26 protein-coding genes are annotated in these 22,962 nt (G+C 66.0%); 9 read left to right on the plus strand and 17 right to left on the minus strand.

Going from position 1 to position 22,962, the window contains the following annotated elements; genetic code table 11:
• Positions 1-2: 2 nt before the first annotated feature.
• From rplS to ACVIW0_RS00505, 4 genes are all read right to left on the minus strand, one after another.
• Entirely contained in the window at positions 3-383 is a 381-nt protein-coding gene (gene rplS, locus ACVIW0_RS00490; RefSeq protein WP_021078824.1) for a 50S ribosomal protein L19, read from the minus strand.
• A gap of 110 nt (positions 384-493) precedes the next feature.
• Positions 494-1,255 carry a tRNA (guanosine(37)-N1)-methyltransferase TrmD gene (trmD, locus tag ACVIW0_RS00495; protein WP_461350526.1) on the minus strand — a complete coding sequence of 254 codons (762 nt, stop codon included), beginning with the start codon at positions 1,253-1,255 and terminating at the stop codon, positions 494-496.
• A 9-nt stretch (positions 1,256-1,264) separates the two neighbouring features.
• The gene (locus tag ACVIW0_RS00500; protein WP_461350527.1) at positions 1,265-2,347 is read right to left on the minus strand and encodes a zinc-binding dehydrogenase; all 1,083 of its coding nucleotides are present in this window, start codon (positions 2,345-2,347) and stop codon (positions 1,265-1,267) included.
• A gap of 230 nt (positions 2,348-2,577) precedes the next feature.
• Positions 2,578-3,774 (minus strand): MFS transporter, encoded by a 1,197-nt coding sequence (locus tag ACVIW0_RS00505; RefSeq protein WP_461350528.1) that lies wholly within the window; start codon positions 3,772-3,774, stop codon positions 2,578-2,580.
• A 172-nt stretch (positions 3,775-3,946) separates the two neighbouring features.
• Between ACVIW0_RS00505 and gcvA the strand changes: the two genes are divergently transcribed.
• Positions 3,947-4,858, plus strand: coding sequence for a transcriptional regulator GcvA (gene gcvA / locus ACVIW0_RS00510; protein ID WP_461350529.1), 912 nt, complete (start codon positions 3,947-3,949; stop codon positions 4,856-4,858).
• 10 nt (positions 4,859-4,868) lie between these two features.
• Here the strand turns inward: gcvA and rimM are convergent, their stop codons facing one another.
• The 3 genes from rimM to ffh all read right to left on the minus strand — a co-directional run bounded on the left by rimM (position 4,869) and on the right by ffh (position 7,460).
• The gene (gene rimM / locus ACVIW0_RS00515) at positions 4,869-5,390 is read right to left on the minus strand and encodes a ribosome maturation factor RimM (RefSeq protein ID WP_461350530.1); all 522 of its coding nucleotides are present in this window, start codon (positions 5,388-5,390) and stop codon (positions 4,869-4,871) included.
• A gap of 17 nt (positions 5,391-5,407) precedes the next feature.
• Positions 5,408-5,740, minus strand: a complete 333-nt coding sequence (rpsP, locus tag ACVIW0_RS00520) for a 30S ribosomal protein S16 (RefSeq protein WP_461350531.1) — start codon at positions 5,738-5,740, stop codon at positions 5,408-5,410.
• Between the two features lie 172 nt (positions 5,741-5,912).
• Complete coding sequence (gene ffh / locus ACVIW0_RS00525; protein WP_461350532.1) at positions 5,913-7,460, minus strand: signal recognition particle protein; 1,548 nt, start codon at positions 7,458-7,460, stop codon at positions 5,913-5,915.
• 439 nt (positions 7,461-7,899) lie between these two features.
• On the opposite strand from ffh, the gene ACVIW0_RS00530 reads away from it, so the two are divergent.
• Entirely contained in the window at positions 7,900-8,964 is a 1,065-nt protein-coding gene (locus ACVIW0_RS00530; protein WP_461350533.1) for an MBL fold metallo-hydrolase, read from the plus strand.
• A 101-nt stretch (positions 8,965-9,065) separates the two neighbouring features.
• Here ACVIW0_RS00530 and ACVIW0_RS00535 read toward each other — a convergent pair whose 3' ends face one another.
• Together ACVIW0_RS00535 and ACVIW0_RS00540 are read right to left on the minus strand one after the other, a co-directional pair.
• A complete protein-coding gene (locus ACVIW0_RS00535; protein WP_461350534.1) occupies positions 9,066-9,794 on the minus strand; it encodes an SIMPL domain-containing protein in 729 nt (242 codons plus the stop codon).
• A 5-nt stretch (positions 9,795-9,799) separates the two neighbouring features.
• The gene (locus ACVIW0_RS00540) at positions 9,800-10,510 is read right to left on the minus strand and encodes a GyrI-like domain-containing protein (RefSeq protein WP_461350535.1); all 711 of its coding nucleotides are present in this window, start codon (positions 10,508-10,510) and stop codon (positions 9,800-9,802) included.
• Between the two features lie 341 nt (positions 10,511-10,851).
• Between ACVIW0_RS00540 and dapF the strand changes: the two genes are divergently transcribed.
• Positions 10,852-11,736, plus strand: coding sequence for a diaminopimelate epimerase (gene dapF / locus ACVIW0_RS00545; RefSeq protein ID WP_461350536.1), 885 nt, complete (start codon positions 10,852-10,854; stop codon positions 11,734-11,736).
• A 17-nt stretch (positions 11,737-11,753) separates the two neighbouring features.
• Positions 11,754-13,034 (plus strand): tRNA (N(6)-L-threonylcarbamoyladenosine(37)-C(2))-methylthiotransferase MtaB, encoded by a 1,281-nt coding sequence (gene mtaB / locus ACVIW0_RS00550; RefSeq protein WP_461350537.1) that lies wholly within the window; start codon positions 11,754-11,756, stop codon positions 13,032-13,034.
• Positions 13,035-13,045: 11 nt separating this feature from the next.
• Here the strand turns inward: mtaB and ACVIW0_RS00555 are convergent, their stop codons facing one another.
• The gene (locus ACVIW0_RS00555) at positions 13,046-13,936 is read right to left on the minus strand and encodes a LysR family transcriptional regulator (protein WP_461350538.1); all 891 of its coding nucleotides are present in this window, start codon (positions 13,934-13,936) and stop codon (positions 13,046-13,048) included.
• A 103-nt stretch (positions 13,937-14,039) separates the two neighbouring features.
• On the opposite strand from ACVIW0_RS00555, the gene ACVIW0_RS00560 reads away from it, so the two are divergent.
• From ACVIW0_RS00560 to ACVIW0_RS00570, 3 genes are read left to right on the plus strand one after another with little or no spacing between them, the layout of a single operon-like run.
• Entirely contained in the window at positions 14,040-14,903 is an 864-nt protein-coding gene (locus ACVIW0_RS00560) for an SDR family oxidoreductase (protein ID WP_461350539.1), read from the plus strand.
• A 40-nt stretch (positions 14,904-14,943) separates the two neighbouring features.
• Complete coding sequence (locus tag ACVIW0_RS00565; RefSeq protein WP_461350540.1) at positions 14,944-15,417, plus strand: SRPBCC family protein; 474 nt, start codon at positions 14,944-14,946, stop codon at positions 15,415-15,417.
• 24 nt (positions 15,418-15,441) lie between these two features.
• The gene (locus ACVIW0_RS00570) at positions 15,442-16,110 is read left to right on the plus strand and encodes an NAD(P)-dependent oxidoreductase (protein ID WP_461350541.1); all 669 of its coding nucleotides are present in this window, start codon (positions 15,442-15,444) and stop codon (positions 16,108-16,110) included.
• A 206-nt stretch (positions 16,111-16,316) separates the two neighbouring features.
• Here ACVIW0_RS00570 and ACVIW0_RS00575 read toward each other — a convergent pair whose 3' ends face one another.
• Both ACVIW0_RS00575 and ACVIW0_RS00580 read right to left on the minus strand, forming a co-directional pair.
• Entirely contained in the window at positions 16,317-17,456 is a 1,140-nt protein-coding gene (locus ACVIW0_RS00575) for a DUF2336 domain-containing protein (RefSeq protein ID WP_461350542.1), read from the minus strand.
• 107 nt (positions 17,457-17,563) lie between these two features.
• Positions 17,564-18,265, minus strand: coding sequence for an RluA family pseudouridine synthase (locus ACVIW0_RS00580; protein WP_461350543.1), 702 nt, complete (start codon positions 18,263-18,265; stop codon positions 17,564-17,566).
• 49 nt (positions 18,266-18,314) lie between these two features.
• On the opposite strand from ACVIW0_RS00580, the gene ftsY reads away from it, so the two are divergent.
• Positions 18,315-19,259 carry a signal recognition particle-docking protein FtsY gene (gene ftsY, locus ACVIW0_RS00585; protein WP_461350544.1) on the plus strand — a complete coding sequence of 315 codons (945 nt, stop codon included), beginning with the start codon at positions 18,315-18,317 and terminating at the stop codon, positions 19,257-19,259.
• Positions 19,260-19,427: 168 nt separating this feature from the next.
• Positions 19,428-20,027 carry a septation protein A gene (locus ACVIW0_RS00590; protein WP_461350545.1) on the plus strand — a complete coding sequence of 200 codons (600 nt, stop codon included), beginning with the start codon at positions 19,428-19,430 and terminating at the stop codon, positions 20,025-20,027.
• Positions 20,028-20,093: 66 nt separating this feature from the next.
• Here ACVIW0_RS00590 and ACVIW0_RS00595 read toward each other — a convergent pair whose 3' ends face one another.
• The 5 genes from ACVIW0_RS00595 to ccmB all read right to left on the minus strand — a co-directional run bounded on the left by ACVIW0_RS00595 (position 20,094) and on the right by ccmB (position 22,957).
• Positions 20,094-20,471 carry a ComEA family DNA-binding protein gene (locus ACVIW0_RS00595; RefSeq protein WP_461350546.1) on the minus strand — a complete coding sequence of 126 codons (378 nt, stop codon included), beginning with the start codon at positions 20,469-20,471 and terminating at the stop codon, positions 20,094-20,096.
• A 170-nt stretch (positions 20,472-20,641) separates the two neighbouring features.
• On the minus strand, positions 20,642-21,235 hold the full coding sequence (locus ACVIW0_RS00600; protein ID WP_461350547.1) for a DsbE family thiol:disulfide interchange protein: 594 nt from the start codon (positions 21,233-21,235) through the stop codon (positions 20,642-20,644).
• On the minus strand, positions 21,232-21,411 hold the full coding sequence (ccmD, locus tag ACVIW0_RS00605; protein WP_461350548.1) for a heme exporter protein CcmD: 180 nt from the start codon (positions 21,409-21,411) through the stop codon (positions 21,232-21,234). The genes ACVIW0_RS00600 and ccmD overlap by 4 nt, the downstream gene beginning before the upstream one ends.
• Before the next feature lie 4 nt (positions 21,412-21,415).
• Positions 21,416-22,213 (minus strand): heme ABC transporter permease, encoded by a 798-nt coding sequence (locus tag ACVIW0_RS00610; protein WP_461350549.1) that lies wholly within the window; start codon positions 22,211-22,213, stop codon positions 21,416-21,418.
• 75 nt (positions 22,214-22,288) lie between these two features.
• Positions 22,289-22,957 (minus strand): heme exporter protein CcmB, encoded by a 669-nt coding sequence (gene ccmB, locus ACVIW0_RS00615; RefSeq protein WP_461350550.1) that lies wholly within the window; start codon positions 22,955-22,957, stop codon positions 22,289-22,291.
• Positions 22,958-22,962: the final 5 nt, after the last annotated feature.

Genomic DNA, 22,962 nt, shown 5'->3' on the forward strand with positions numbered 1-22,962 from the left:
AATTACTCGCCGACGGCGGTCTGGCGGTCCTGCTTCTCGACGATGCGGGCCGACTTGCCGCGCAGGTTGCGCAGGTAATACAGCTTGGCGCGACGCACCTTGCCGCGCCGCACGACCTTGATCGAGTCGATCATCGGCGACATCACCGGGAAGACGCGCTCGACGCCTTCGCCATAGGAGATCTTGCGCACGGTGAAGCTCTCGTTGAGGCCCTGGCCGGAACGGCCAATGCAAACGCCTTCATAGGCCTGCACGCGGGTGCGCTCGCCTTCGACAACCTTCACGTTGACGATGACGGTGTCGCCGGGCCCGAATTCCGGAATGGTCTTGGTGGCGGCGAGCTTGTCGAACTGCTCTTTTTCGAGCTGCTGAATAAGGTTCATCGAAATCTCCATCGGCGGCGCGCCCAGCCTGTATGGGGGCTGCGCAAACGTCCATCTATCCTGCGCGTGTGCGGATTAGGCCGCCCCTATAAGGCAAAGCGCAGGGTTTGTCACCCGTCTGTCGTGTTTTTTGTCCGGCGCGGAACGGCTTTTTGGCCGGCCTTGCGGGCCCAGAGATCGGGCCTGCGGGCCGCCGTCAGGGCCTCGGATTGGGCCAGCCGCCAGGCCGCGACCTTGGCGTGATCGCCGGAAACCAGGATTTCCGGGATCTGGCGGCCCTCGAACTCCTGCGGACGGGTATATTGGGGGTATTCCAGTAGGCCTTCGGAGAAGCTCTCCTCGGTTCCCGAAGCCAATTTGCCCATCACCCCCGGCAACAGGCGGACGCAGGCGTCGATCAGGACCATCGCGGCGATTTCGCCACCGGACAGCACATAATCGCCGATCGAGACCTCCTCGAGCCCGCGGGCCTCGATCACCCGCTGGTCGATACCCTCGAACCGGCCGCAGACGATCAGGGGGCCGGGTCCCGCCGCAAGTTCCGCGACCCGGATTTGGCTCAATGGCCGACCCCGCGGGCTCATCAGGAGGCGCGGACGGTCAGGAGCGATGTTAGCAGCGTCGATCGCCGCAGCCAGCACATCGGCCCGCAGCACCATGCCGGGGCCGCCGCCCGCCGGGGTGTCATCGACGCTGCGGTGCTTGTCGGTCGCCGATGCCCGGATGTCGCGGGCCTCCAGCGCCCAAAGGCCCGTGGCCAGCGCCTTGCCGGCCAGGCTCACGCCAAGCGGCCCCGGAAACATGTCCGGGAACAAGGTCAGCAGGGTGGCGCGCCACGGTGTCGCTTGGGCCGGGGTCTCTTGCGGTATCATGTCCTCTGGTTACGGCACCACGGCCGTGAGGTCGAGGCTCTGCATCATCGCAGCCGCATCCACCGCGCGGCGGAAGTCGGCGAGCGCAAAGGCCGCGACGTTGATCTTGCGCAGATCGAGCAGGCCTTCGGCGGCGAGGCCGGCGAGTTGGCCCGGCGCCGTGCGGTCGTACATGAACTGGCCGACTACTTCCCAGTCATTGGCCAGCATCTCGCGGAACGAGAGCTCGAGCGGCACCTCGGCGCTGCCCATCAGCACCATCCGGCCGCCGCGCCGGAGCGCGCGCAACGAGGAGAGCGTGGTCGACGTGCTCCTGGCGGCGCCGAGCAGATCAAGCGCGACATCGGCGCTGCCGCCGGCGGCGCGGCGGATGACCTGAAGGTCGGCCGCGGCGTCGCCGGTGACGAGGGCAGGAATGACACGTGGGCCGAATGCGTCACGCAACTGTTCGAGCGCAGCCTGCTTACGTCCGACGGCAACGACGCGGCCCGCGCCCATCGCGACCGCGAGCATCACACCGCCCGAGCCGAAATAGCCGGTGGCGCCGTTGATGATGACGGTCTGGCCGCCGCGCAGGCCAGAGCGCTGCAGGCCGCCGAACGGCACGATCAGTTTGGCGAGCCCGATCAGCTCGGTCGCCGGTCTGTCGTCGAGATTGGCAAGCGGCGTGACGCAGGCGGCCGGCCAGTGCGCGATTTCCGCGAATACGCCGTCGCGCCAGCGCGCCTGCAACGCCAGCGCCTCGGGTGTCGTCACCGTGGCGGTGAGGCCGATCAGGATTTGCGGCGGATCGCGATCCGGCACGTCGCCGCGCAGATGCGGGCTGAGGAACACGCGGTCGCCGCTTTGCACATGGTTGACGTTGTCGCCGGCGGCGACGACGCGCGCGATCGCGTTGGTGCCCGGCACGAACGGCATCGGCGGCAGGCTGTAGGGCAGCGCGCCGGAGAGCAGCTTGTTGGTATAGGACAGCACCATGCCGGCCTCGATCCGCACCACGACGCCATCGGGCGCGGGCTTGGGCGTTGCGACATCCTCGAAGCGAAGATCATTATGGGCGTGCAGCCGCCAAGCCTTGTGCGTGCTTGTCATTGGGATGCTCCGTGAGACCAATGCTTAAGTAGCCCGGATGGAGCGAAGCGCAATCCGGGTTAGGTCTTAACCTCCCCTTGAAAAGGGGAGGTCGCTTTGCTCGTCAGAGCAAGGCGGGTGGAGATCTGCTCTCTCCGTAGACAGCGTCGCCCGTGGCAGACCCCCATCACAACCTTCCCCCTTTCAGGGGGAAGGAGAAGACTGTCGCCCGTGGCTTCGGACCGTTGTCCTTACGCCGTCGCTTCGTCGGCGAGATGCCGCGCGAGGACCATCGCAAGCGGGCAGATCGCCAGCGCCGTGAGCGCGGTCGCAGCGGTCGCAAGCGTCGGGCCGAGTGCGTCGCCGAGCAGGCCGTAGATCACAGGCGCGATCGCGCCCGATCCGATGGTGCCGGTATAGAACAGCGCGAAAGCGCGCTCGGACTGATGCGCCGGCGTCAACTCGGGCACCGTGCCGTAGAGCACCGAGGAGGTGCCGTTGAGCATCACGCCGAGCAGCGGCAGCAGCACGATGGCCGGCGCCAGCGGCAACAGCAGCACCAGAGCGATCAGCGCCGCGGTGCCGCCTTCGGTGATCAGCACAGTGCGCAGCGTGCCGACGCGTTGGCCGAGCCAGCCGCAGGTGAATTTCCCCGCGGCGCCGCCGATGAACACCAGCGCCAGCGCGAGGCCGTTGGTCGGCAACGCGGCGCCCTTGTCGCGCAGCAGGAACGGCAGGAAGGTGAGGAAGCCCATCCTCACCGCGGTGTCGAGAATTCCGATCGCGAGCAGCCAGGGAAAACCGCCGCCAGTGCGGTCGCGGCGCGATTTGGCGGCCGCCTGGTGCTCGGCGCCCTTGCCGACCGAGGGCATCCAGAGCGCGATGCAGACCGCCACCAGCAAGCCGGCAAAGGCGACCACAAGCAGCGTGTGCCGCCATGACATGATCACGAGCAGGATCGAGGTCGCTGCCGGGACCGCCGCCTTGCCGAGATCGCCTGAGAAATTATAGATGCCGAGCGGCCCGCGTGCGCCGGCGCCATAGGCGCGCGATACGGCGGCGGATGCGATCGGATGCTGCGTGCTCGAGCCGGCGCCGGACAGCGCGAGCGCCAGGCCAAGTCCGATGATGCCGCCGGAGAATCCGGCAAATACGTAGCCGAGCGCCGACAGCGCCGTGCCGGCGATCAGGATGACCTTGCCGTCGATCCGCTCCGCGATGCGTCCGACCGGAATCTGCAAGCCCGCCATGGCGCCGGCATAGAGCCCGCGCAGCAGCGCCAGCAGTCCGTAGCTCAGCGCGAATTCGGCCTGCCAGACCGGCAGCAGCACGTAGATCAGGTCGGTGTAGCCGTCGTGCAGGGCATGGTTGAGCCCGGTCACCGTCAGCGTCCGCGTTGCCCGGGCGCGGTCGGGACGGGGCGTGCCCGCTTCCACCGATACGCTCATCTCGGGCGCCTATGTCGAGGAAATCTAAAGATAGGACAGCGTTGCATTCGGCAAGTCTTTCGAAAAATCGAGATATGTGAGTGTCTTACTGCGCAATATGGGCCCGATCGGCCGCTGGCACAAACCAGTAATAATCCAGCGATGCGTTAGAAAATCTGGTATGGAGGAATTCATGTTCGTTCCACGCCGCAGCCTGCCGCCGCTCAATGCGGTGCGTGCCTTCGAAGCCGCCGCGCGGCTCGGCAGCTTCAAGGAAGCCGCTGCCGAGCTCAGCGTCACCCATGGCGCCGTCAGCCAGCAGATCCGGCTGCTCGAGGAATGGCTGGGCGCACCGGCGCTGTTCCGGCGATCGGTGCGGCGCGTGGTGCTGACACCGGCGGGCGCGGCGCTGCTCGCCGAATTCGCGCCGGCGCTCGACCGGATCTCGGCGGCAGTCCAGCAGCATCGCGCGCGGCGCAGCGATGCGACGGTGGCCGTACTGCATGTCAATGCGCTCGCGACTTTCAGCCTGCGCTGGCTGCTGCCGCGGATGAGTCGGTTTCGCGCCGAGCATCCGGATATCGAGGTGCGCTTGAGCACGTCGAATGATCCGGTGGATGCGCTGCCCGAATCATTCGACGTCGTGATCCGCGGTGGGCCCGATACCTTCCACGGCTTCTCGTCGCGCTTCCTAGTGTCGGAGCGGCGATTGCCGGTGTGCAGTCCACGGCTGGCAGCGCAACTGCCGCTGCATGAGGTCGCGGACCTGTCGCGACACACGCTGCTGCATGTCACCTCGATGCCGCGGCTGTGGCGCGACTGGCTCACCGAGGCCGGGCACTCCGCGCTGGAGCCGGCTGCCGCGCTGACCTTCGATCATTTCTATCTGACGATCCAGGCCGCGCTCGATGGTCTCGGCGTTGCGATGGGACCAACGGCGCTGATTGCGGACGATCTCGCGGCGGGGCGTCTGATGACGCCGTTTCCGGACATCAGCCTGCCGGCGCGCAGCTACTTCGCGTATTTTCCGGCGGGCCGCAGCAACGATCCGCACAGCGCGGTGTTCTGCGACTGGCTCGAGCAGCAGGGCCGGATGACAGTTTGAAGAAGATTGATCAGGCGGCCGACGGATCGTCGCCGTCGATTTCCTGCGGCAACTCGATCACGACGCGGCCGGCGTCGAGATCGACCGTCGGCACCACCGCATTGGTGAAGGGCAGCAGCATCGTCGCGCCCCGCGGCGGGGCGATCTCGATGATGTCGCCGGCGCCGAAATTATGGATCGCGATCACCTTGCCGAGCGGCTGCTCTGATGTCGTCACCGCGGCGAGCCCGATCAGGTCGGTGTGGTAGTACTCGCCGACGTCGGTGTCCGGCAGCCGGTCGCGCGGAATGTAGAGTTCGAGACCGTTGAGACGTTCGGCATCGTCACGGGTGGCGATGCCCTTCAGCGTCACCACCAGATGGTCCTTGGCCTCGCGCGCATGCGTGACCTCGAACTGGCGCGCGCCGTCCTTGGTCATCAGCGGGCCGTAATCCTTCACGGCCAGCGGATCTTCGGTGAAGGTCCATAGCCGGACCGCGCCGCGCACACCATGCGCAGCGCCGATACGGGCGACACAGACCGGCGCAGCCACCGCAGCAGCCGTTCAGCTTATGCCTTGGCGGCGGCTTCAGCCTGCGCCTTGCGCTCCTTGCGCGGCACGGCCTTCTCGGGATTGTTGCGCGGCTCGCGCTTCTTGACGCCGGCGGCATCGAGGAAGCGGGTCACGCGATCCGACGGCTGCGCGCCCTTGGCGAGCCAGGCCTTCACCTTGTCCATGTCGAGCTTGAGGCGGGCCTCATTGTCCTTCGGCAGCAGCGGATTGAAGTGGCCGAGGCGCTCGATGAAGCGGCCATCGCGCGGGAAGCGCGAGTCGGCGACGACGACGTGATAGACCGGACGCTTCTTGGTGCCTGCGCGAGCGAGGCGGATAACAACGGACATTTAGTTCTCCTAAGTTCTGTTCGTTCGAGTGTGTGTGTTCAACTAATCGTCATTCCGGGGCGGCGCGAAGCGACGAGCCCGGAATCCATAACGACCATCGTGAATATGGATTCCGGGCCTGCGCCTGTCGGCGCATCCCGGAATGACGAATGGGGTGAGTGAGCAAGCGTCCTCATTTCTTCTTGCCCGGGAAGCCGCCGAGGCCCGGCAGCATCGGTTTGCCGGAAAGCCCGGTCAGGCCCGGCACGTTCGGCAGGCCGCCGCGCAGCCCTGCGGGCAAATCCTTCGGCAGGTTCGGCAGGCCACCGCCGGCGCCGCCCTGCATCTTCTCGGCCAGCGCCTTCATCTCCTCGGCCGAGGGCGGCTTCATGCCGCCGCCAAAGCCCATCGCCTGCGCGATGCCGGCGAGCGGCCCGCGCTTGCCGCTTCCCATGGCCTTCATCATATCGGCCATGTTCCGGTGCATCTTCAGCAGCTTGTTGACGTGCTCGACGCTCTGGCCGGCGCCCGCCGCGATGCGCTTCTTGCGGCTGGCTTTCAGCAGGTCCGGGTTCTTGCGCTCCTGGCGCGTCATCGAATCTATGATTGCGACCTGGCGCTTGATGATCTTGTCGTCGATCCCGGCGGCCGCGATCTGATTCTTCATCTTGGAGATGCCGGGCATCATGCCCATCAGGCCGCCGATGCCGCCCATATTGGCCATCTGCTGCAGCTGCTCGCGCATGTCGTTGAGGTCGAACTGGCCCTTGCGCATGCGCTCGGCGGTGCGCGCGGCCTTCTCGGCGTCGATATTGGCGGCAGCCTTCTCGACCAGCGAGACCACGTCGCCCATGCCGAGGATGCGGCCCGCGATCCGGTTCGGATGGAAGTCCTCCAGGGCGTCGGTCTTTTCGCCGGTGCCAAGCAGCTTGATCGGCTTGCCGGTGACCGCGCGCATCGACAGCGCGGCGCCGCCGCGGCCGTCGCCGTCGACGCGGGTCAGCACGATGCCGGTGAGGCCGACGCGCTCGTCGAACGAGCGTGCGAGGTTGACCGCGTCCTGGCCGGTGAGGCTGTCGGCGACCAGCAGCACTTCATGCGGGTTGGCGGCGGCTTTGATCTCGGCCGCCTCCTTCATCATGTCTTCGTCGAGCGTGGTGCGGCCGGCGGTGTCGAGCAGCACGACGTCGTAGCCGCCGAGCTTGCCGGCTTCCAGCGCGCGCCGCGCGATCTGCGGCGGCATCTGGCCCGCGACGATCGGCAGGGTCGGAATGTCGAGATCGCGGCCGAGCACCGCGAGCTGCTCCATCGCCGCCGGGCGGTAGACGTCGAGCGAGGCCATCAGCACCTTGCGCTTGTCGCGCTGGACCATGCGGCGTGCGAGCTTGGCGGTGGTGGTGGTCTTACCGGAGCCTTGCAGGCCGACCATCATGATCGGCACCGGCGGCACGGCGTTGATGTCGATGGTCTGGCCGTCGGAACCGAGCGTGGCGACAAGTTCGTCATGGACGATCTTCACCACCATCTGGCCGGGGGTCACCGATTTGACGACGGTGGCGCCGATCGCCTGCTCGCGGACCCGGTCGATGAAGCTGCGGACCACCTCGAGCGCGACGTCGGCCTCGAGCAGCGCGCGGCGCACCTCGCGCATCGCGGCATCGACGTCCTTTTCGGTCAGCGCGCCGCGCCCCGTCAGACGATCGAGAATGCCACCAAGCCGTTCCGACAAATTGTCGAACAATGCCGTTGTCCTTCGTTGCGCCCGTGAGCGCGCGTCACCCGTTTCTCGTCATACCCCTCGAAAGCGGGGTATCCAGTACGCCGCGGCCTCTCGGTTCAATCCGAGCTGCTCTGGAATACTGGATCACCCGCTTTCGCGGGAAGTCCGCCTTGGCACAGTGCCAAGACGATGGTCCAAACACTTTCGCGCCCGAGGGCGCATCGCGCTGTCGGGCGTTGGCCTCTGGCCTCCAGGACCAGTGGGCGGGTCGAAAAGACGGAGCTTTCCGAGAAAGTCGCGGCGTTAAACGCTGCCGGGGCGGCAAAGTCAAGGAAAGTTTCGCCGCCGGCTACCCGGTCTTGTCGTTAAGATACTGAAATCACGTCGATTTGCGGCGTTGGTTCCGAATTCGCGGTGGCCACCCATATAACCGGAGCCCGCCTCCTGTTTGGGAACCCGCTTGTCCATCACCCGCCGCCGCCTGCTTGCAAGCTTGACCGGAGCCGCTGCGGCGCTCGGCGTGCCCTCGATCTGGATGTCCCTGATGAAAACCTATGACGGCCCCGTCTCCGATCATTTCGACGGCCTGCACTTCTTCGACCCGGACGGATCGCCGCCGAAATCGCTTGGCGAGGTGTTGCGCTGGCAGCTCGGTGGCGGCCGCAAGCGCGCCGAGTGGCCGGCATGGGCGCCGAGCCCCTATGCCGATACGCCGCCGCCCCGGGTCGATGGCGACAACGTGCGATTCTGTTTCGTTGGCCATGCCAGCTGGCTGATCCAGACCGGGGGCCTCAACATCCTGTTCGATCCGGTGTGGTCGCTGCGCGCCTCGCCGTTCAGCTTCGCCGGCCCGAAGCGACACAACGATCCCGGCATCGCGTTCGAGAAGCTGCCGAAGATCGACGTCGTGCTGGTGTCGCACGGCCATTACGACCATCTCGACGTCGCGACGTTGTCGAAGCTCGCTGCTTCGTTTGCGCCGCGCGTGATCACGCCGCTCGGCAACGACGTCACGATGCGCGCGGCTGACGCTGCGATCAAGGCCGAGGCGTTCGACTGGCATCAGCGCGTCGAGCTCGGAGGTGGTCTTGCGGTGACGCTGGTGCCGACGCGGCACTGGTCGGCGCGCGGGCTGTTCGATCGCAACAAGGCGCTGTGGGCGAGCTTTGTGCTGGAGACGCCGGCCGGCAAGCTCTACATCGTCGGCGATTCCGGCTATGGCGACGGCGGGCATTTCCGCAGGGTGGCCGAAGCGCACGGCCCGTTGCGGCTCGCGATCCTGCCGATCGGCGCCTATGAGCCGCGCTGGTTCATGCAGGACCAGCACATGAATCCGGAGGACGCGGTGAAGGCGCTGGCCGATTGCGGCGCCGCGCAGGCGCTGGCGCATCACCACGGCACGTTCCAGTTGACCGACGAGGCGATGGATGCGCCCGCGACAGCGCTCACTGAGGCGCTCGACGCGGCAAACGTGCCGCGCGAAAAGTTCGTGGCGTTGAAGCCGGGGCAGGTGTTCGAGATTTAGCAGAAGAGTAGCCCGGATGGAGCGAAGCGAAATCCGGGGACTATCCGCGGAGAGATCGGCCCCGGATTGCGCTTCGCTCCATCCGGGCTACGCCTGTGGCTCTACTTCTCCTTGATCGCCCAGGAGACACTGACATTGACGGTCAGCGTTTCCTCGCCCTGCGCCACCGGCGTCGGCGCGGCGAATCCGGCGGTGGCCATCTTGGCTCGGAACGCCGGCACCGGCGCCGAGCCGATCTCCGCGATGTTCAACGGCGCGCCGAGCGTGACGCCGGCGGCCTTGGCGTAGATCTCGGCCTTGCGGCGGGCGTCGGCGACAGCCTTTTCGCGGGCCTCGTCGAGCAGCTTCGAGGCCTGCGACACCGAGAAATTGAGGCCGCCGATATCGTTGGCGCCGGCGCCCACCAGCACATCGATGACGCCAGCGACCTTGCTGACATCGTGCAGCTTGATCGTGACGCGATTGCTGGCGTGATAGCCGACGATGCTGGGCGGCGCATTCGGCGACGACGGCGCACGGTTGGCGAATTGCGGCTGCAGCGACAGCCGAGAGGTCTGATAGTCCTTCTCTGCGATGCCGGCGCCCTTCAGGGCGGCCAGCACCTTGCCCATCGTCACATTGTTGGCTTCGGTGGCCTCGCGTGCGGTCTTGCCGTCGGTGGTGACGCCTGCGTCAAGCTGTGCCTGGTCGGGCGCCGCCGATACGGTTGCCTCGCCGGTGACCGAAATCGCCGGCGGAAAATCGGTGTCGGCGAAGGCGGGCGCGGCCAGCAGCGTGGTCGCGACGAGGATGGCGGCGCAAGAAAGGCCGAGGGGAAGGCGATAGGACATCTGGCTCACTTCAGGGGAACGTAGACGTTGATCACCAGCTTGTCCTCCGCGGTCTTCAGCGGATCGGTGATGTATTCCTCGATGAAAGTGTCCTTGGCTTCGAGCTTCTTGTCGTCGAGGTGATTGGTGATCGCCTCGTAGGTGTTGTCCATGTTGTCGTAGGATCCGCGATGGACGAACTTCAGCGCCTTGCCATCCGGCGAGTTGCCCATGCTCATGTTCTTGCCGAGGTTCTTCAGGTCCTGGTCGACGGGGACTTCGGCGATGAACGTGAAGCCGGTGTCGTCGGTCGAGGTGTAGACGATCATCGGATTGCCTGACGCCTTGACGCCATCCTTGTCGAGCAGCGCGGTGAGCTGCTTGAACGCCTCGATCAGCGCGTCGAACGCGGAATCCCAGTTGGCCGTCCCCTTCAGCATGACAACTTTCTTCGGCTCCAGCGTGAACGGCTCGCCGAAGGGGTCTGCGGTCTGCACCGGAGCGGCCGGCGGCGGCGCCGGGCTCTGCGCCGCGGCCGGGCTGTCGGCCGGCGACTTGGTCTCGGCCGGCGGGGGCACCGGCGTTGCCGATGGCGCCGGGGTGGGCGTCGGGCTCGGGCTTGCCGCCGGGGCGGGCGAGGCGGCCGGTGACTGGGCAGGTGCCGGGCTCGCCAGTGCGATCGCGGCCAAGGGGAGTAGCGTGACCAGGGCCGCGCGGAGCGTGTTGATGCGGTTCATTCGGTATTCTCCATCCCCTTCCTCAAACGGCCGCTCGATTGTCCCGGCGCGCGGTCCGCGAGGTGCGCTAGTCCTAACACGCTAGTTCTGCATTCGTCCCATGACAGATGTGTCATAGGGCCATACAGGCTGGTGCTCCAATTCCGAAGTTCGCAAGCAAGTGCGGCAGAAACTGTGCGAACTTCGGAATTGCAGGAGCACCAGCAAACAATTGTTCCTAGTGCGGTTTCGAATTTGAAGCTCCTACAGAGCCCGCGGAGCCACCGTAGGAGCTTCAAATTCGCCGCACTAGCCAACGGGCCTTCACTCGCCATATAACCGGGCAGAATTTGGGAAAATCGATGAGCGCGCTCGCCAATCACGCATTCGCCAAGATGAACGGCATCGGCAACGAGATCGTCGTCGTCGACCTGCGCGATTCAGAGGCACAAGGTCGGACACAGGTTTCGGCCGAAGAGGCGCGCGCCGTGGCTTCGCCGGCCGGAGCGCCCTATGACCAGTTGATGGTGCTGCAGCCGCCGCGGCTCGACGGCACCGAGGCGTACATCACGATCTACAACAATGACGGCTCGGAGGCCGGGGCCTGCGGCAACGGCATGCGCTGCGTGGTGCGGCGGATCTTCGAGAAGACCGGCCAGACCACAGCGACATTCCAGACCCGCGCCGGGTTGCTCAATTGCTGGCAGGGCCCGGCGCCCGATCTCTACACCGTCGACATGGGCGCGCCGAAGTTCGGCTGGCAGGACATTCCGCTGGCTGAGGAATTTCGTGACACCCGCTACATCGAGCTGCAGGTCGGGCCGATCGACAATCCGGTGCTGCATTCGCCGTCGGTGGTCTCGATGGGCAATCCGCACGCGATCTTCTGGGTCGACGACGTCAATGCCTACGACCTCGAACGCTTCGGGCCGCTGCTGGAGAACCATCCGATTTTTCCGGAACGCGCCAACATCACGCTCGCCCAGATCGTCGATCGCGACCATATCACGATCCGGACCTGGGAGCGCGGCGCCGGCCTCACCAGGGCCTGCGGCTCGGCGGCCTGCGCGACGGCGGTGGCCGCAGCGCGGCTGAAGCGCGCCAATCGCATCGTCGAGATCACGCTGCCCGGCGGCAAGCTCGGCATCGAGTGGCGCGAGCGCGACGACCACGTGCTGATGACCGGCACCGCCGATTTCGAATATGAGGGCCGCTTCGATCCGGCGCTGTTCGCCAGCGTCGCCTGATCGGGCGTGAGATCGATATGGGCGTCGACGTCATCACCTTTGGCTGCCGCCTCAACGCATTCGAATCCGAGGTGATCCGCCGCGAGGCCGAGCAGGCGGGACTTTCCGACACTATCGTCATCAACAGCTGCGCCGTCACGAACGAGGCGGTGGCGCAGGCCCGGCAGTCGATCCGCAAATTGAAGCGCGAGCGGCCCACGGCGCGCATCGTGGTCACCGGCTGCGCGGCGCAGACGCAGAGCCAGATGTTCGCCGAGATGGCCGAAGTCGATCGTGTCGTCGGCAATGACGAGAAGATGCGAGGCGACGCCTGGCGCGCGACGCGCGCCGCCTTCGATCTCGGCGCAAGCGAGAAGGTCGCAGTCGCCGACATCATGGCGGTGACGGAGATGGCGCCGCATCTGCTCGACGGCTTTGCGCGCGGCCTGCCGCGGGTGTTCGTGCAAGTGCAGAACGGCTGCGACCATCGCTGCACCTTCTGCATCATCCCCTATGGCCGCGGCAATTCGCGCTCGGTGCCGATGGGCGCGGTGATCGATCAGGTCCGTGCGCTGGTCGCGCGCGGCCATGCCGAGATCGTGCTGACCGGGGTCGATCTCACAAGCTATGGGGCCGACCTGCCCGGCGCGCCGAAGCTCGGCCAGTTGACCCGGCAGATCCTGCGTCACGTGCCCGAGCTGAAGCGGCTGCGCATCTCCTCGATCGATTCGATCGAGGCCGATCGCGACCTGCTCGATGTGATCGCCGACGACGCACGGCTGATGCCGCATCTGCATCTGTCGTTGCAATCCGGCGACGACATGATCCTGAAGCGGATGAAGCGCCGGCATTCACGAAAGGACGCGATCGATTTCTGCGCGCAGGTCCGGCGGCTGCGGCCGGACATCGCCTTCGGCGCCGACATCATCGCGGGCTTCCCGACCGAAACTGACGAGATGTTTTTGCGCTCGCTCGAGCTGGTCGACGAATGCGATCTCACCTTCCTGCATGTGTTCCCTTATTCGCGCCGCCCGGGCACGCCGGCCGCGCGGATGCCGCAGGTCGAGGGCGGCGCGATCAGGGAGCGCGCCAGACGGCTGCGCGCAGCCGGCGAAGCCGCGCTGGCGCGGAGGCTAGCTGCAGAGATCGGTGCGAGCCGCGAGGTGTTGATCGAGAGCGAGACGCAGGGCCGCACCGAACATTTCCTGCCGGTCGCGATCGGGGGCGATGTACCGGGCACGGTGCGGCGGCTCGTTGTGGCGGGCCATGACGGTGCGCGTCTCGTCGGGGCGCGCCGCGACACGACTGACCAAAGGTAATGCCCATCTGTTCAGTCGATGAAAGCCGCTAGCTCCGCGGGGGTCCCCGAGGGGAAGGCTTGCTTCAGAAACTCAAGGAATGCGGAGACCCGAGCGCTCAACAGCCGGCGTGAGGGATACAGCGTCCAGAGCGCGATGTCCGGTCCGTCGACGTCGCCCCAGTGGACGAGCTTGCCGGCGGCCAGGTCACGGCTGACGAGCGAGATGGGAAGCCGCGCAGCGCCAACGCCTGCGCGTACCGCATCGCGGACCATGATGAGAGACGACAGGCGAAGCGCCGGTTCGGTCTTGATTCGCAGATTGCGTCCCTGCGCCACCGCGTCCCAGCTGGCGTCCAGGTCGCTTGCCCCGCGCACCACGGCCGGAACAGCGACATCCGCCGTCGGACGGATGAGGGCGGGACTCGCCACGACCACCAGCCGATCGCGCATGAATATCCGTCCGACGAGGCTTTCGTCCGGGTCCGGATTGACCCGGATCACGAGGTCGTAGCCTTCCTCGATCATGTCGACGGCGCGGTCTTCCGTGGTGATCTCGAGCCGCACCGCGGGATATTTGAGCGCGAATGCAGCCGCCAGCTTGCCCATCGCGGTCTGCGAAAACAGCAAAGGTGCGCTGATCCGCAACCTGCCCCGCGGCTTGTCGCCGCCGGAGGCGATCGCGGCGGCGGTCTCGTCGAGCTCCGCGAGCAAGGCGCCGGTCCGTTCATGAAGTGCGCGTCCCTCCTCGGTGAGCTTCAGTGCGCGCGTTCCCCGCTCGAACAGGCGCAAGTCGAGGCTGCTCTCCAGCTCGGAGACCCGGCGGGACAGGGTGGCTTTCGGGCGTCCGGAGGCGCGGGCGGCCTTACCGAATCCGCCGTGGCGGGCGACCAGATTGAAATCGGTGAGCGCGAACAGATCCATATGTTCCACCAGTGAGACGGTCTGTCCAAAAATAGCATCTATCGGTCCGAATGTGGATCACTAATTTCCGGGGTGCTGACCAACCCCAACTGGAGTGATCCCCATGACCATCCTCGTGACCGGTGCCACCGGAACCGTCGGCCGCAGCGTCGTCGCACACCTCGTCAAGCGCGGCGCCGACGTGCGCGCCCTGGTGCGCGACCCGGCCAAGGCAAACCTCCCGGCCGGCGTCGCCGCCGCGAAGGGCGATCTGCTCGACGTCGACTCGCTGCGCCGCGCATTCGCGGGTATCTCGACGCTGTTTCTGCTCAACGCCGTGGTGCCTGACGAATTCACCCAGGCGCTGATTGCGCTCAACGTGGCGCGCGAGGCGGGAGTCGAGCGGCTCGTCTATCTCTCGGTGATCCACAGCGACGTCTACGTGAATGTGCCGCACTTCGCCGGCAAGTTCGGCGTCGAGCGGATGATCGAGCAGATGGGCTTCAACGCCACGATCCTGCGCCCCGCTTACTTCATGAGCAACGAGCTCACGATCAAGGACGTGGTGACCGGATATGGCGTCTACCCGATGCCGATCGGCAGCAAGGGCCTCGCCATGATCGATGCGCGCGACATCGGTGAGATCGCCGCCATCGAGCTCATCCGCCGCGAGGCCTCCCATACGCCGCTCGACCGGATCAACCTCGTCGGTCCCGACACGCTGACCGGCGCGAAGGCGGCCGCCATCTGGTCGGACGTGCTCGGTCGAACGATCGCTTATCCCGGCGACGATACCGCCGCTTTCGAGAAGAACCTCCGGCAGTTCATGCCGAGCTGGATGGCGTTCGACATGCGGCTGATGAGCGAGCGCTTCCTTACCGACGGGATGATCCCCGAGGCCGGCGACGTCGAGCGTCTGACCAGCCTGCTGGGACGCCCGCTGCGATCGTATCGCGACTTCGTCGCCGAGATCACGGCCGCCGCCTGAGGGCGGCGCACCACCCATCACGACAATCAAGGATGAGGCCATGATCTATTCGATTGCCACCGTCCCGGTGAATCCGGGGGGCATGACTCCGCTGACCCGCGCCCAGATATGGACCGGGCTGGTTCGCAAGGCGATGGACGCCCGGCTGTTTCTGCCGCCCAAGCTCTGCACCCGCTGCGAAGTCGTGGAGGAAAGCGCGACGCACATCGTGCGTGAAGCGACCATCGCCGGCGATGACCTGCGCGAGATCGTCGTCTTCGAACCGGAGAAGAAGGTCACCTTCTTCCAGGCCGCCCGTCCGCGCGAAGGCGCGATCGTCAACGAGCTGTTCGAGGACGGGACCGGCGCGTTGCAGCTGCGGTTCTATTGCTACATCGGATTGCGCGGGAAGCAGCCCTTCGGTCCGGAAGAGCAGGCCGAGCAGACGCAGTTCGACAGCGACAAGGGCTACAAGGCCGCGCTGCTCTCGACGCTGAAGCGCACCCGCGAACTGCTCGCGGAAGGCAAGCTCTGATCATCGCCAGCCACGGAGGCAGCCATGAACAATCCCATCAACGACAGCCCAAAGACTTCCCCCTCGAAAATACTGGTGCTCGGCGCGACCGGCGGCACCGGACGCCTGATTGTCGGCCGGGCGCAAGCCCGCGGTCACGAGGTCACCGCACTGGTGCGATCGCCCGACAAAGCGCGTCATCTCGAAGGTGCCAGGCTGGTCATCGGAGACGCTCGCGACGAAGCCGGGTTGCGCGCCGCGCTCAAGGACCAGGACGCCGTGATCAGCGCGCTCGGCACGCCGGCGAGCCCATTCGGCGAGGTGACACTGCTCTCGACCGCGACGCGTGCGCTCGTCAACGCGATGAAAGCCGAGCGGGTCTCGCGCCTGGTTCTCATTACGGGCATCGGTGCTGGTGACAGTGCCGGGCACGGCGGCTTCCTGTTCGACAAGGCGATCTTCCCGCTGCTGCTGAAGAAGGTGTACGCCGACAAGAACCGCCAGGAAGCCATTGTCAGGGACAGCGGCCTCGATTGGGTTCTGGTGCGTCCCTCCGTCCTGAACAACAAGCCCGGCAGTGGTTCGGTTCGCGCTCTGACGGATCTCTCCGGCTTCCATGGCGGAACCATATCGCGCGACGACGTCGCGAGCTTCGTCCTCGACCAGTTGCAAACCAACACTTGGTTGCATCGCTCGCCTTTGATCACGTCGTGATTGCGACTGCACTTCCGCGCATCGTCGTTCCGGTACGACGGCGCGGAATGCTGGATGGGGTGCTGCCCCCGCCGAGTGCGCCGCGGCCGCTCCGCTCGGTACCCCTGTCTCTGGAATACTGGATCACCCGCTTTCGGGTAATGACACCCAATACCCTGTCTGACAGGTTGAATCGAAATCAAGTCGCGCCCTCGCGCGCGACGCCTTCAATGCGCGCGTCCGCCGGGCTTCGGAGGGTGCGCGCCGCGGACTTGCCAGAACCGCAGCAGGCGATCGGCGTTCTCGCGGGTCAGTTTCATGAACTGGCTCTTGGCTCGGGCGAGCTCGACCGGTCCCATGGAGCCGGTCGTGTAGCGGCATTCCATCACCGCGGCGGTGGTCTCCCAACTCAGGCCTGCGGCGCGGCACGGCACCAGCAAGCCTTCACTGCGCAGGCTCTGCATCAGGGAGCGGATCACCTCGATGCTCGACGGCGCAAGCTCCGCCAGCGCAACGATGGTCTCCTCGTATCTTCGTTGTCTGGCGAAGCCGAGCAGGGCGGCCTCGTTGAGATCGCCATCATCCCTGAGCTTTGCGATCTGGCGCTTCGCCGCGGTGAAATCGCGGACCTGCGACATGTCGCGCTCGACGCCGGCAGCGACCGCGGCGATCGCGCTCCTGATCTCCTCAAACAGATAGGGCGGGGCGCGTTCCAGCAAGCGGCCGCGAACCTCTTCGGTTGCATCGCGCAGCAGTTGAAGGCGGAGCTCCGAGGGCAGGTCGGCGCGGACGCCGGTCTGCACCGCGAGCACGGGATCGTGCTCGGCCTGCGCCAGGATGACCGCAAAGCCGCCCGGCGACAGCTTGGCGCCGGGATTGGTGACGAGACGATGACTGACGCTGGCAAAGCTGCGGGCCAACAGCGCGTCGGTGACGACTTCCTTCAGCCACCAGCGGCCGGCGACGGCGAGCAGATGCTGCTCGCTCTTGGTCTGCGCGATCTCGACCAGGTCGTCCGCGCCGAGCCGCGAGGATTCCTGCAGGACCGGCCGGGCGATCCTGATCTCGTCATTGCTCGCGAGACGGCGAATGAGCGCGGGCGGGGCCTGGGCGATCGGTGCGAGCTGCTCGCTGATGTCGGTGAGCGCCATCCGGGCGCTGATGTCGGCGAGCGCGCGCAACTCGATGGTCTTTACCAGGCGCTCGAGCACATTGTCGAACAGCTCGACCTGCTCGCTGTTGAAGCTGCCGGCGGATGCGAGGAAGAGGCTGGTGACGCGCTTGGCCGTGGTGATGCATTTCTCGGCGGAGCCGGCGCGTATCGCAGCCTCGACCTCGTCGACAATTGCTTGCCCATCATTCAGCATTGCTCGTCCTGAGCCCGTCGCGGCGCGCTTTTTCTAAGCCGCCTGCAGAACTACCGGATCGGGCTGAATGTTCCGTAAAGGATAATGCTCCGTAAAATCACGGAGGTTTACTCACCGTTCCAGCCGCAGGCCTTGAGCCGCGCCTGCATATGCGCGGGCGCCGGCGCCACGACATGCACCGGGTCCTTGTTGCGGGAAATCGGGATGCCGATCTCGCGGGAATGCAGATGCAGGGTCGGCTCGCCGAAGCGTGGGCCGTTACCATAGATATTGTCGCCGACGATCGGCCAGCCCATCGCCGAGGAATGCACCCGCAGCTGATGGGTGCGGCCGGTGACCGGCTCCATCGCGAGCCAGGTGAAGCCGTCGCCGCGCCCCAGCACCTTCCACTTGGTGATCGCCTTCTGCCCGTCCGGGTCCGGCTTCTGCCACCAGCCGCGCTCGGCGTTGAGGCGGCCAAGCGGCATGTCAATGGTGCCTTCGTCCTCGGTGGGGCCGCCCTCGACCACGGTCCAATAGGACTTCGAAATCTTGCTGTGCTTGAACAACAGCCCGAGCGAGGCGGTCGCCTTGCGGTGGCGTCCCAGGACGAGGCAACCGGAGGTGTCCTTGTCGAGCCGATGCGCCAGCACCGGCGGCCGCGGCAGCCCGAACCGCAGCGCGTCGAACGAGGCCTCCAGATTGGGGCCGCCCTTGGGGCCGCGATGCACCGGCAGCCCGGCCGGCTTGTCGATCACCAGCATCAGCCCGTCGCGGTGGAGCACCCGCGCAAGGATTTCTTCCGCGGTCAATTGGTGAACATCGATCAATTCGTCGAGACTTTCGTTTGTGAGCCGAAACGGCTAACACACCCGCGCCATGAACGATACCACTGCGGGAACTCCCAAACAGAGCTGGTGGCAGCGGCTGAAAGGCGGCCTGAAGCGGACCTCGAGTTCGATCGGGACCGCGGTCGCCGACCTTGTCACCAAGCGCAAGCTCGATTCGGCCATGCTCGATGACATCGAGGATGTGCTGCTGCGCGCCGACCTCGGGACCGATGTCGCGGTCCGCATCGCGGAGGCGGTCGGCAAGGGCCGCTACGACAAGGCGATCTCGGCCGACGAGGTCAAGGACGTGGTTGCGACCGAGGTCGAGAAGGTGCTGGCGCCGGTGGCGAAGCCGCTCGAGATCGATGGCTCAAAGCAGCCGTTTGTCATCCTGGTGGTCGGCGTCAATGGCTCCGGCAAGACCACGACGATCGGCAAGCTCTCCGCGAAATTCGCCGCCGAGGGCCGCAAGGTGATGCTGGCCGCCGGCGACACCTTCCGCGCCGCGGCGATCGAGCAGCTCAAGGTCTGGGGCGAGCGCACCAAGTCGCCGGTCATTGCCGGTGCCCAAGGCTCGGATTCGGCGAGCCTCGCCTTCAGCGCGCTGACCGCGGCCAGGGAGCAGGGGCGCGACGTGCTGCTGATCGACACGGCCGGCCGGCTGCAGAACAAGTCGGAGCTGATGAACGAGCTCGAAAAGGTCGTGCGCGTCATCAGGAAGGTCGATGCGTCGGCGCCGCATGCGGTGCTGCTCGTGCTCGATGCCACGGTGGGACAAAATGCGCTGTCGCAGGTCGAGGCGTTTCATCGTACGGCAGGGGTCACCGGCCTGGTGATGACCAAGCTTGACGGCACCGCGCGCGGCGGCATCCTTGTCGCGCTGTCGGAGAAGCACAAGCTGCCGGTGCATTTCATCGGTGTCGGCGAAGGCGTCGAGGACCTCGCGCCCTTCACGGCCAAGGATTTTGCCAAGGCGATTGCCGGGATCGAGTAATTCATCCTTCGAGACGCGCGCAAATGCGCGCTCCTCCAGCATCAACGGCAAAACCGTTGTGCAGGGATGACGGTACGAAAGGTCGTCATCCTGAGGAGGCGCGAAGCGCCGTCTCGAAGGACGGCCAAGACACGAGTTCACAAGACACGAGTTCAATGGACTGAATTGATGGACAAGACCCAGCCGCATCCGCTGTTCAAGCTCGCGACCGAACTCGGGCCGCTGCTCGTGTTCTTCGTCGCGAACGCCAAGTACCATCTGTTCGTCGCGACGGCTGCGTTCATGGTGGCGATCGTCGCGGCGATGATCGCATCCTATGTGGTGACCAGGCACGTGCCGATCATGGCGCTGGTCACCGGCGCGATCGTGCTGGTGTTCGGCACCCTGACGCTGGTGCTGCACGACGAGACCTTCATCAAGGTCAAGCCGACCATCATCTACGGCCTGTTCGCGGCGGTGCTCGGCGGCGGGCTATTGTTCGGCCGCTCCTTCATCGCCGTGATGTTCGACCAGATGTTCAATCTGACGCCGCAGGGCTGGCGCATCCTGACCCTGCGCTGGGCGCTGTTCTTCGCCGCCATGGCTGTTCTCAACGAGATCGTCTGGCGCACGCAGACCACGGATTTCTGGGTGAACTTCAAGGTGTTCGGCGTGACGCCGTTGACCATGATCTTCGCCATCGCGCAGATGCCGCTGACCAAGCGCTATCACCTCGAGCCGGTCTCGCTGGAAACCAGCGAGGCGGACGCCGGCGACCTGCGGAAGTAGCTCGAAACGCAGCGCGGACGATTGCCCGCGCTGCGTTCGAGGTCTCGGTGATCAACTCTTCAGAGTTCAGCTCTTCTGCTTGGCGATGATCTTGTCCTTGATCTTGTCGTAGGTCGCCTGCGGCAGGATGTTCTTCTGCACCAGCTCATCCTTGCCCTTGTAGGGGCGGCCCTTGATGATCGCAGCCGAATACGCCTTGCCGACGCCGGGCAACGCGTCGAGCTGGTCGGCGGTGGCGCTGTTGACGTCGAGCAGGTCGTCCTTCGCCATTCCCGTCGTCTTCGCGTCGGGTGTCGCAGCCTTCGGCGCGGGAGCCATCTTGTTGGCTTCCGATTTGGTGGCGGGCGTGGCCGGCTGAACGCTCTGGGCCATCGACGGCGTGGCCGTCAGCATGCCGAACGTCAGCGCGGTGGCGAGAAGTGAAGCGAGTGTGGTCTTGCGCATATGTCCCCTCCAGAGGAACGTTGATGTCAACGCTGCTGAGTTGGGGTTGCGTTCGTGGCGTTGCCGTGGCCGCGAAATGAACCGCAGATAAATGCGACGAAGTATTTTGTCGCAGGCATTTCTCCTCGTCATTCACCAGCGGTTCACAGCACCGCTGAATGACGATGCGCTTACTGTCCCGCGTGCAGCGCTTTCTCGATCTCGGTCTTCAGCACGCTGTTGACGTTGTCAGGCGTCACCGGGCCGACCAGCTTGTACACGATGGTGCCCTCGCGTCCGACCAGGAAAGTCTCGGGCACGCCGTAGACGCCCCATTCGATCGAGGCACGGCCGTTGCCGTCGACGCCGACGATGCCGAACGGATTGCCGTAGCGGCCGAGGAAGCGCCGCGCGTTCTCGGGCGAGTCCTTGTAGTTGATGCCGATGATCTGGAAGCGCTTGTCTTTGCCAAGTTCGGTCAGCAGCGGCGCCTCGTCATGGCAGGGCACGCACCAGGATGCCCAGACGTTGACGACCGAGACCTTGCCTTTGAACGCGGCGGGATCGAGGCCGGGGACCGGAGCGCCGTCCTTCACCAGGCCGTCGAGCGCGGGCAGCGCGGTCTGCGGCGCCGGCCGGCCGATCAGCGCCGACGGAATTTTTGAGGGATCGCCGCCATAGAGCCGCAGCAGGAACAGGGCGGCCAGCCCGAGGAAGATCAGCAGCGGCAGCACCACCAGCAGGCGGCGGGTTTGCGGCGGGCTATCGGTCGCCTGGTCGCTCATCTGATGTCCGCCGCGCTGCGGCCGGAGCGGCGGATGATGCCGCTGGCCTCGATCTCCTTGAGGCGGGTCTGCTGCCGGCGATAGTCGGCGACGATCCAGACGATCAACAGCAGCACCACGGCTGCGACCAGCGCGTAGGACGTCACGATAAACGAGGCGTAGGGACCAAGCGACATCGTGTCACCCCGCTCCCTTGGGCGCGCTTCCGTCACGCGAGCCGGCGCCTGCTTCTCTCGCGAACGAGACGCGGCTCGCCTGCATCATCTGCAGGCTGCGCACGCGCCGGCGCAGGATCTCGTTGCGCATCGCCGCAAGATGCAACGTGATGAACAGCAGCGAAAACGCGATCGCCATCACCAACAGCGGCCACAGGAATGCCTTGTCGAGCGTCGGCCCGCCGGCGCGAAACACCGAGGCCGGCTGATGCAGCGTGTTCCACCAGTCGACCGAGAACTTGATGATCGGGATGTTGATCGCGCCCACAAGAGTGAGGACCGCCGCCGCCCGCGCCGCGCGCGACGGGTCCTCGACCGCACGCCACAGCGCGATCAGGCCGAGATACATCAGGAACAGGATCAAGACCGAGGTCAGCCGCGCATCCCACTCCCAGTAGGTGCCCCACATCGGCCGGCCCCATAGCGAGCCGGTGACGAGCGCAAGGAAGGTGAAGGCGGCGCCGATCGGGGCGGCGGCTTTCGCGGCGACGTCGGCAAGCGGATGCCGCCACACCAAGGTGCCAAGCGCGGCGACGCTCATGACGCCCCAGACGAACATCGACAGCCACGCATTCGGGACGTGGATGAACATGATCTTGACCGTGGCGCCCTGCTGATAGTCGTCGGGCGCCATCGCCGACTGGTAGAGCCCGATCGCGAGCAGGATCGCGGTCACGCCTGCGAGCCACGGCAGGATGCGCGCGGTCAGCACCAGAAACCTGGTCGGATTGGCGAGGTCGGTCAGCGTCTCGGTCAGCTTCATGGCACCCTGATAGTCGTCCGGTGTGAACGAGGCAATTGGCCGAATTCCCCTCGGCGAGATTTGATCGGATCCATCTCAGTCCAGCCCGTGGCGCAGGCTCGCGGCGGCGGCAAACGGGCCGATCACGAGGCTCGCCAGCGACAGCGCGCACAGGATCGAGAATGGTGTTCCAAAGGACAGCGGGCCCGAGATCGCCGCCTGCGAGGCCGCGACCCCGAAGATCAGCACCGGGATCGACAGCGGCAGCACCAGCACCGCCAGCAGCAGCCCGCCGCGATGCAGCGTCACGGCCAAGGCTGCACCGATCATGCCGGTGAAGGTCAGCGCCGGCGTTCCCGCCAGCAAGGTCGCCGCGACCGCCAATGTCGCCGTGCCGTCGAGATTGAGCAGCAGGCCGAGCACCGGCGTTGCGATTATCAGCGGCAGACCGGCGGCGATCCAATGCGCCAGCGCCTTGGCCGCGCAGGCCAGTTCCAGCGGTGTCCGGCTCATCACGATCAGGTCGAGCGAGCCGTCCTCGTGGTCGGCCGTGAACAGCCGGTCGAGCGTGAGCAGGCTCGCCAGCAGCGCGCCGAGCCAGAGAATGGCGGGGCCGAGCCGCGACAGCAGCGCCAGATCCGGCCCGACCGCGAACGGCATCAGCACCGTGACAGTGAGAAAGAACAGCACCCCGATCAGCGCCCCGCCGCCAACGCGCAGCGCGATCCGGATGTCGCGGCGGATCAACGCGGTGAGCGCGCTCATACCGC

The sequence above is a fragment of the Bradyrhizobium sp. USDA 4454 genome, from assembly GCF_054822705.1.

Coding starts and splice junctions, on each gene's coding strand:
- ccmD (WP_461350548.1), bottom strand. CDS start 21,411: ATGTCGCTTGGTCCCTACGCCTCGTTTATCGTGACGTCCTACGCGCTG.
- ACVIW0_RS00535 (WP_461350534.1), bottom strand. CDS start 9,794: ATGTCCTATCGCCTTCCCCTCGGCCTTTCTTGCGCCGCCATCCTCGTC.
- ACVIW0_RS00595 (WP_461350546.1), bottom strand. CDS start 20,471: ATGCGCAAGACCACACTCGCTTCACTTCTCGCCACCGCGCTGACGTTC.
- gcvA (WP_461350529.1), top strand. CDS start 3,947: ATGTTCGTTCCACGCCGCAGCCTGCCGCCGCTCAATGCGGTGCGTGCC.
- ACVIW0_RS00600 (WP_461350547.1), bottom strand. CDS start 21,235: ATGAGCGACCAGGCGACCGATAGCCCGCCGCAAACCCGCCGCCTGCTG.
- ccmB (WP_461350550.1), bottom strand. CDS start 22,957: ATGAGCGCGCTCACCGCGTTGATCCGCCGCGACATCCGGATCGCGCTG.
- ACVIW0_RS00590 (WP_461350545.1), top strand. CDS start 19,428: ATGGACAAGACCCAGCCGCATCCGCTGTTCAAGCTCGCGACCGAACTC.
- ACVIW0_RS00505 (WP_461350528.1), bottom strand. CDS start 3,774: ATGAGCGTATCGGTGGAAGCGGGCACGCCCCGTCCCGACCGCGCCCGG.
- rplS (WP_021078824.1), bottom strand. CDS start 383: ATGAACCTTATTCAGCAGCTCGAAAAAGAGCAGTTCGACAAGCTCGCC.
- ACVIW0_RS00575 (WP_461350542.1), bottom strand. CDS start 17,456: ATGCTGAATGATGGGCAAGCAATTGTCGACGAGGTCGAGGCTGCGATA.
- mtaB (WP_461350537.1), top strand. CDS start 11,754: ATGGGCGTCGACGTCATCACCTTTGGCTGCCGCCTCAACGCATTCGAA.
- dapF (WP_461350536.1), top strand. CDS start 10,852: ATGAGCGCGCTCGCCAATCACGCATTCGCCAAGATGAACGGCATCGGC.
- ACVIW0_RS00610 (WP_461350549.1), bottom strand. CDS start 22,213: ATGAAGCTGACCGAGACGCTGACCGACCTCGCCAATCCGACCAGGTTT.
- rpsP (WP_461350531.1), bottom strand. CDS start 5,740: ATGTCCGTTGTTATCCGCCTCGCTCGCGCAGGCACCAAGAAGCGTCCG.
- ACVIW0_RS00540 (WP_461350535.1), bottom strand. CDS start 10,510: ATGAACCGCATCAACACGCTCCGCGCGGCCCTGGTCACGCTACTCCCC.
- ACVIW0_RS00555 (WP_461350538.1), bottom strand. CDS start 13,936: ATGGATCTGTTCGCGCTCACCGATTTCAATCTGGTCGCCCGCCACGGC.
- ACVIW0_RS00560 (WP_461350539.1), top strand. CDS start 14,040: ATGACCATCCTCGTGACCGGTGCCACCGGAACCGTCGGCCGCAGCGTC.
- trmD (WP_461350526.1), bottom strand. CDS start 1,255: ATGATACCGCAAGAGACCCCGGCCCAAGCGACACCGTGGCGCGCCACC.
- ftsY (WP_461350544.1), top strand. CDS start 18,315: ATGAACGATACCACTGCGGGAACTCCCAAACAGAGCTGGTGGCAGCGG.
- ACVIW0_RS00500 (WP_461350527.1), bottom strand. CDS start 2,347: ATGACAAGCACGCACAAGGCTTGGCGGCTGCACGCCCATAATGATCTT.
- ACVIW0_RS00570 (WP_461350541.1), top strand. CDS start 15,442: ATGAACAATCCCATCAACGACAGCCCAAAGACTTCCCCCTCGAAAATA.
- ACVIW0_RS00565 (WP_461350540.1), top strand. CDS start 14,944: ATGATCTATTCGATTGCCACCGTCCCGGTGAATCCGGGGGGCATGACT.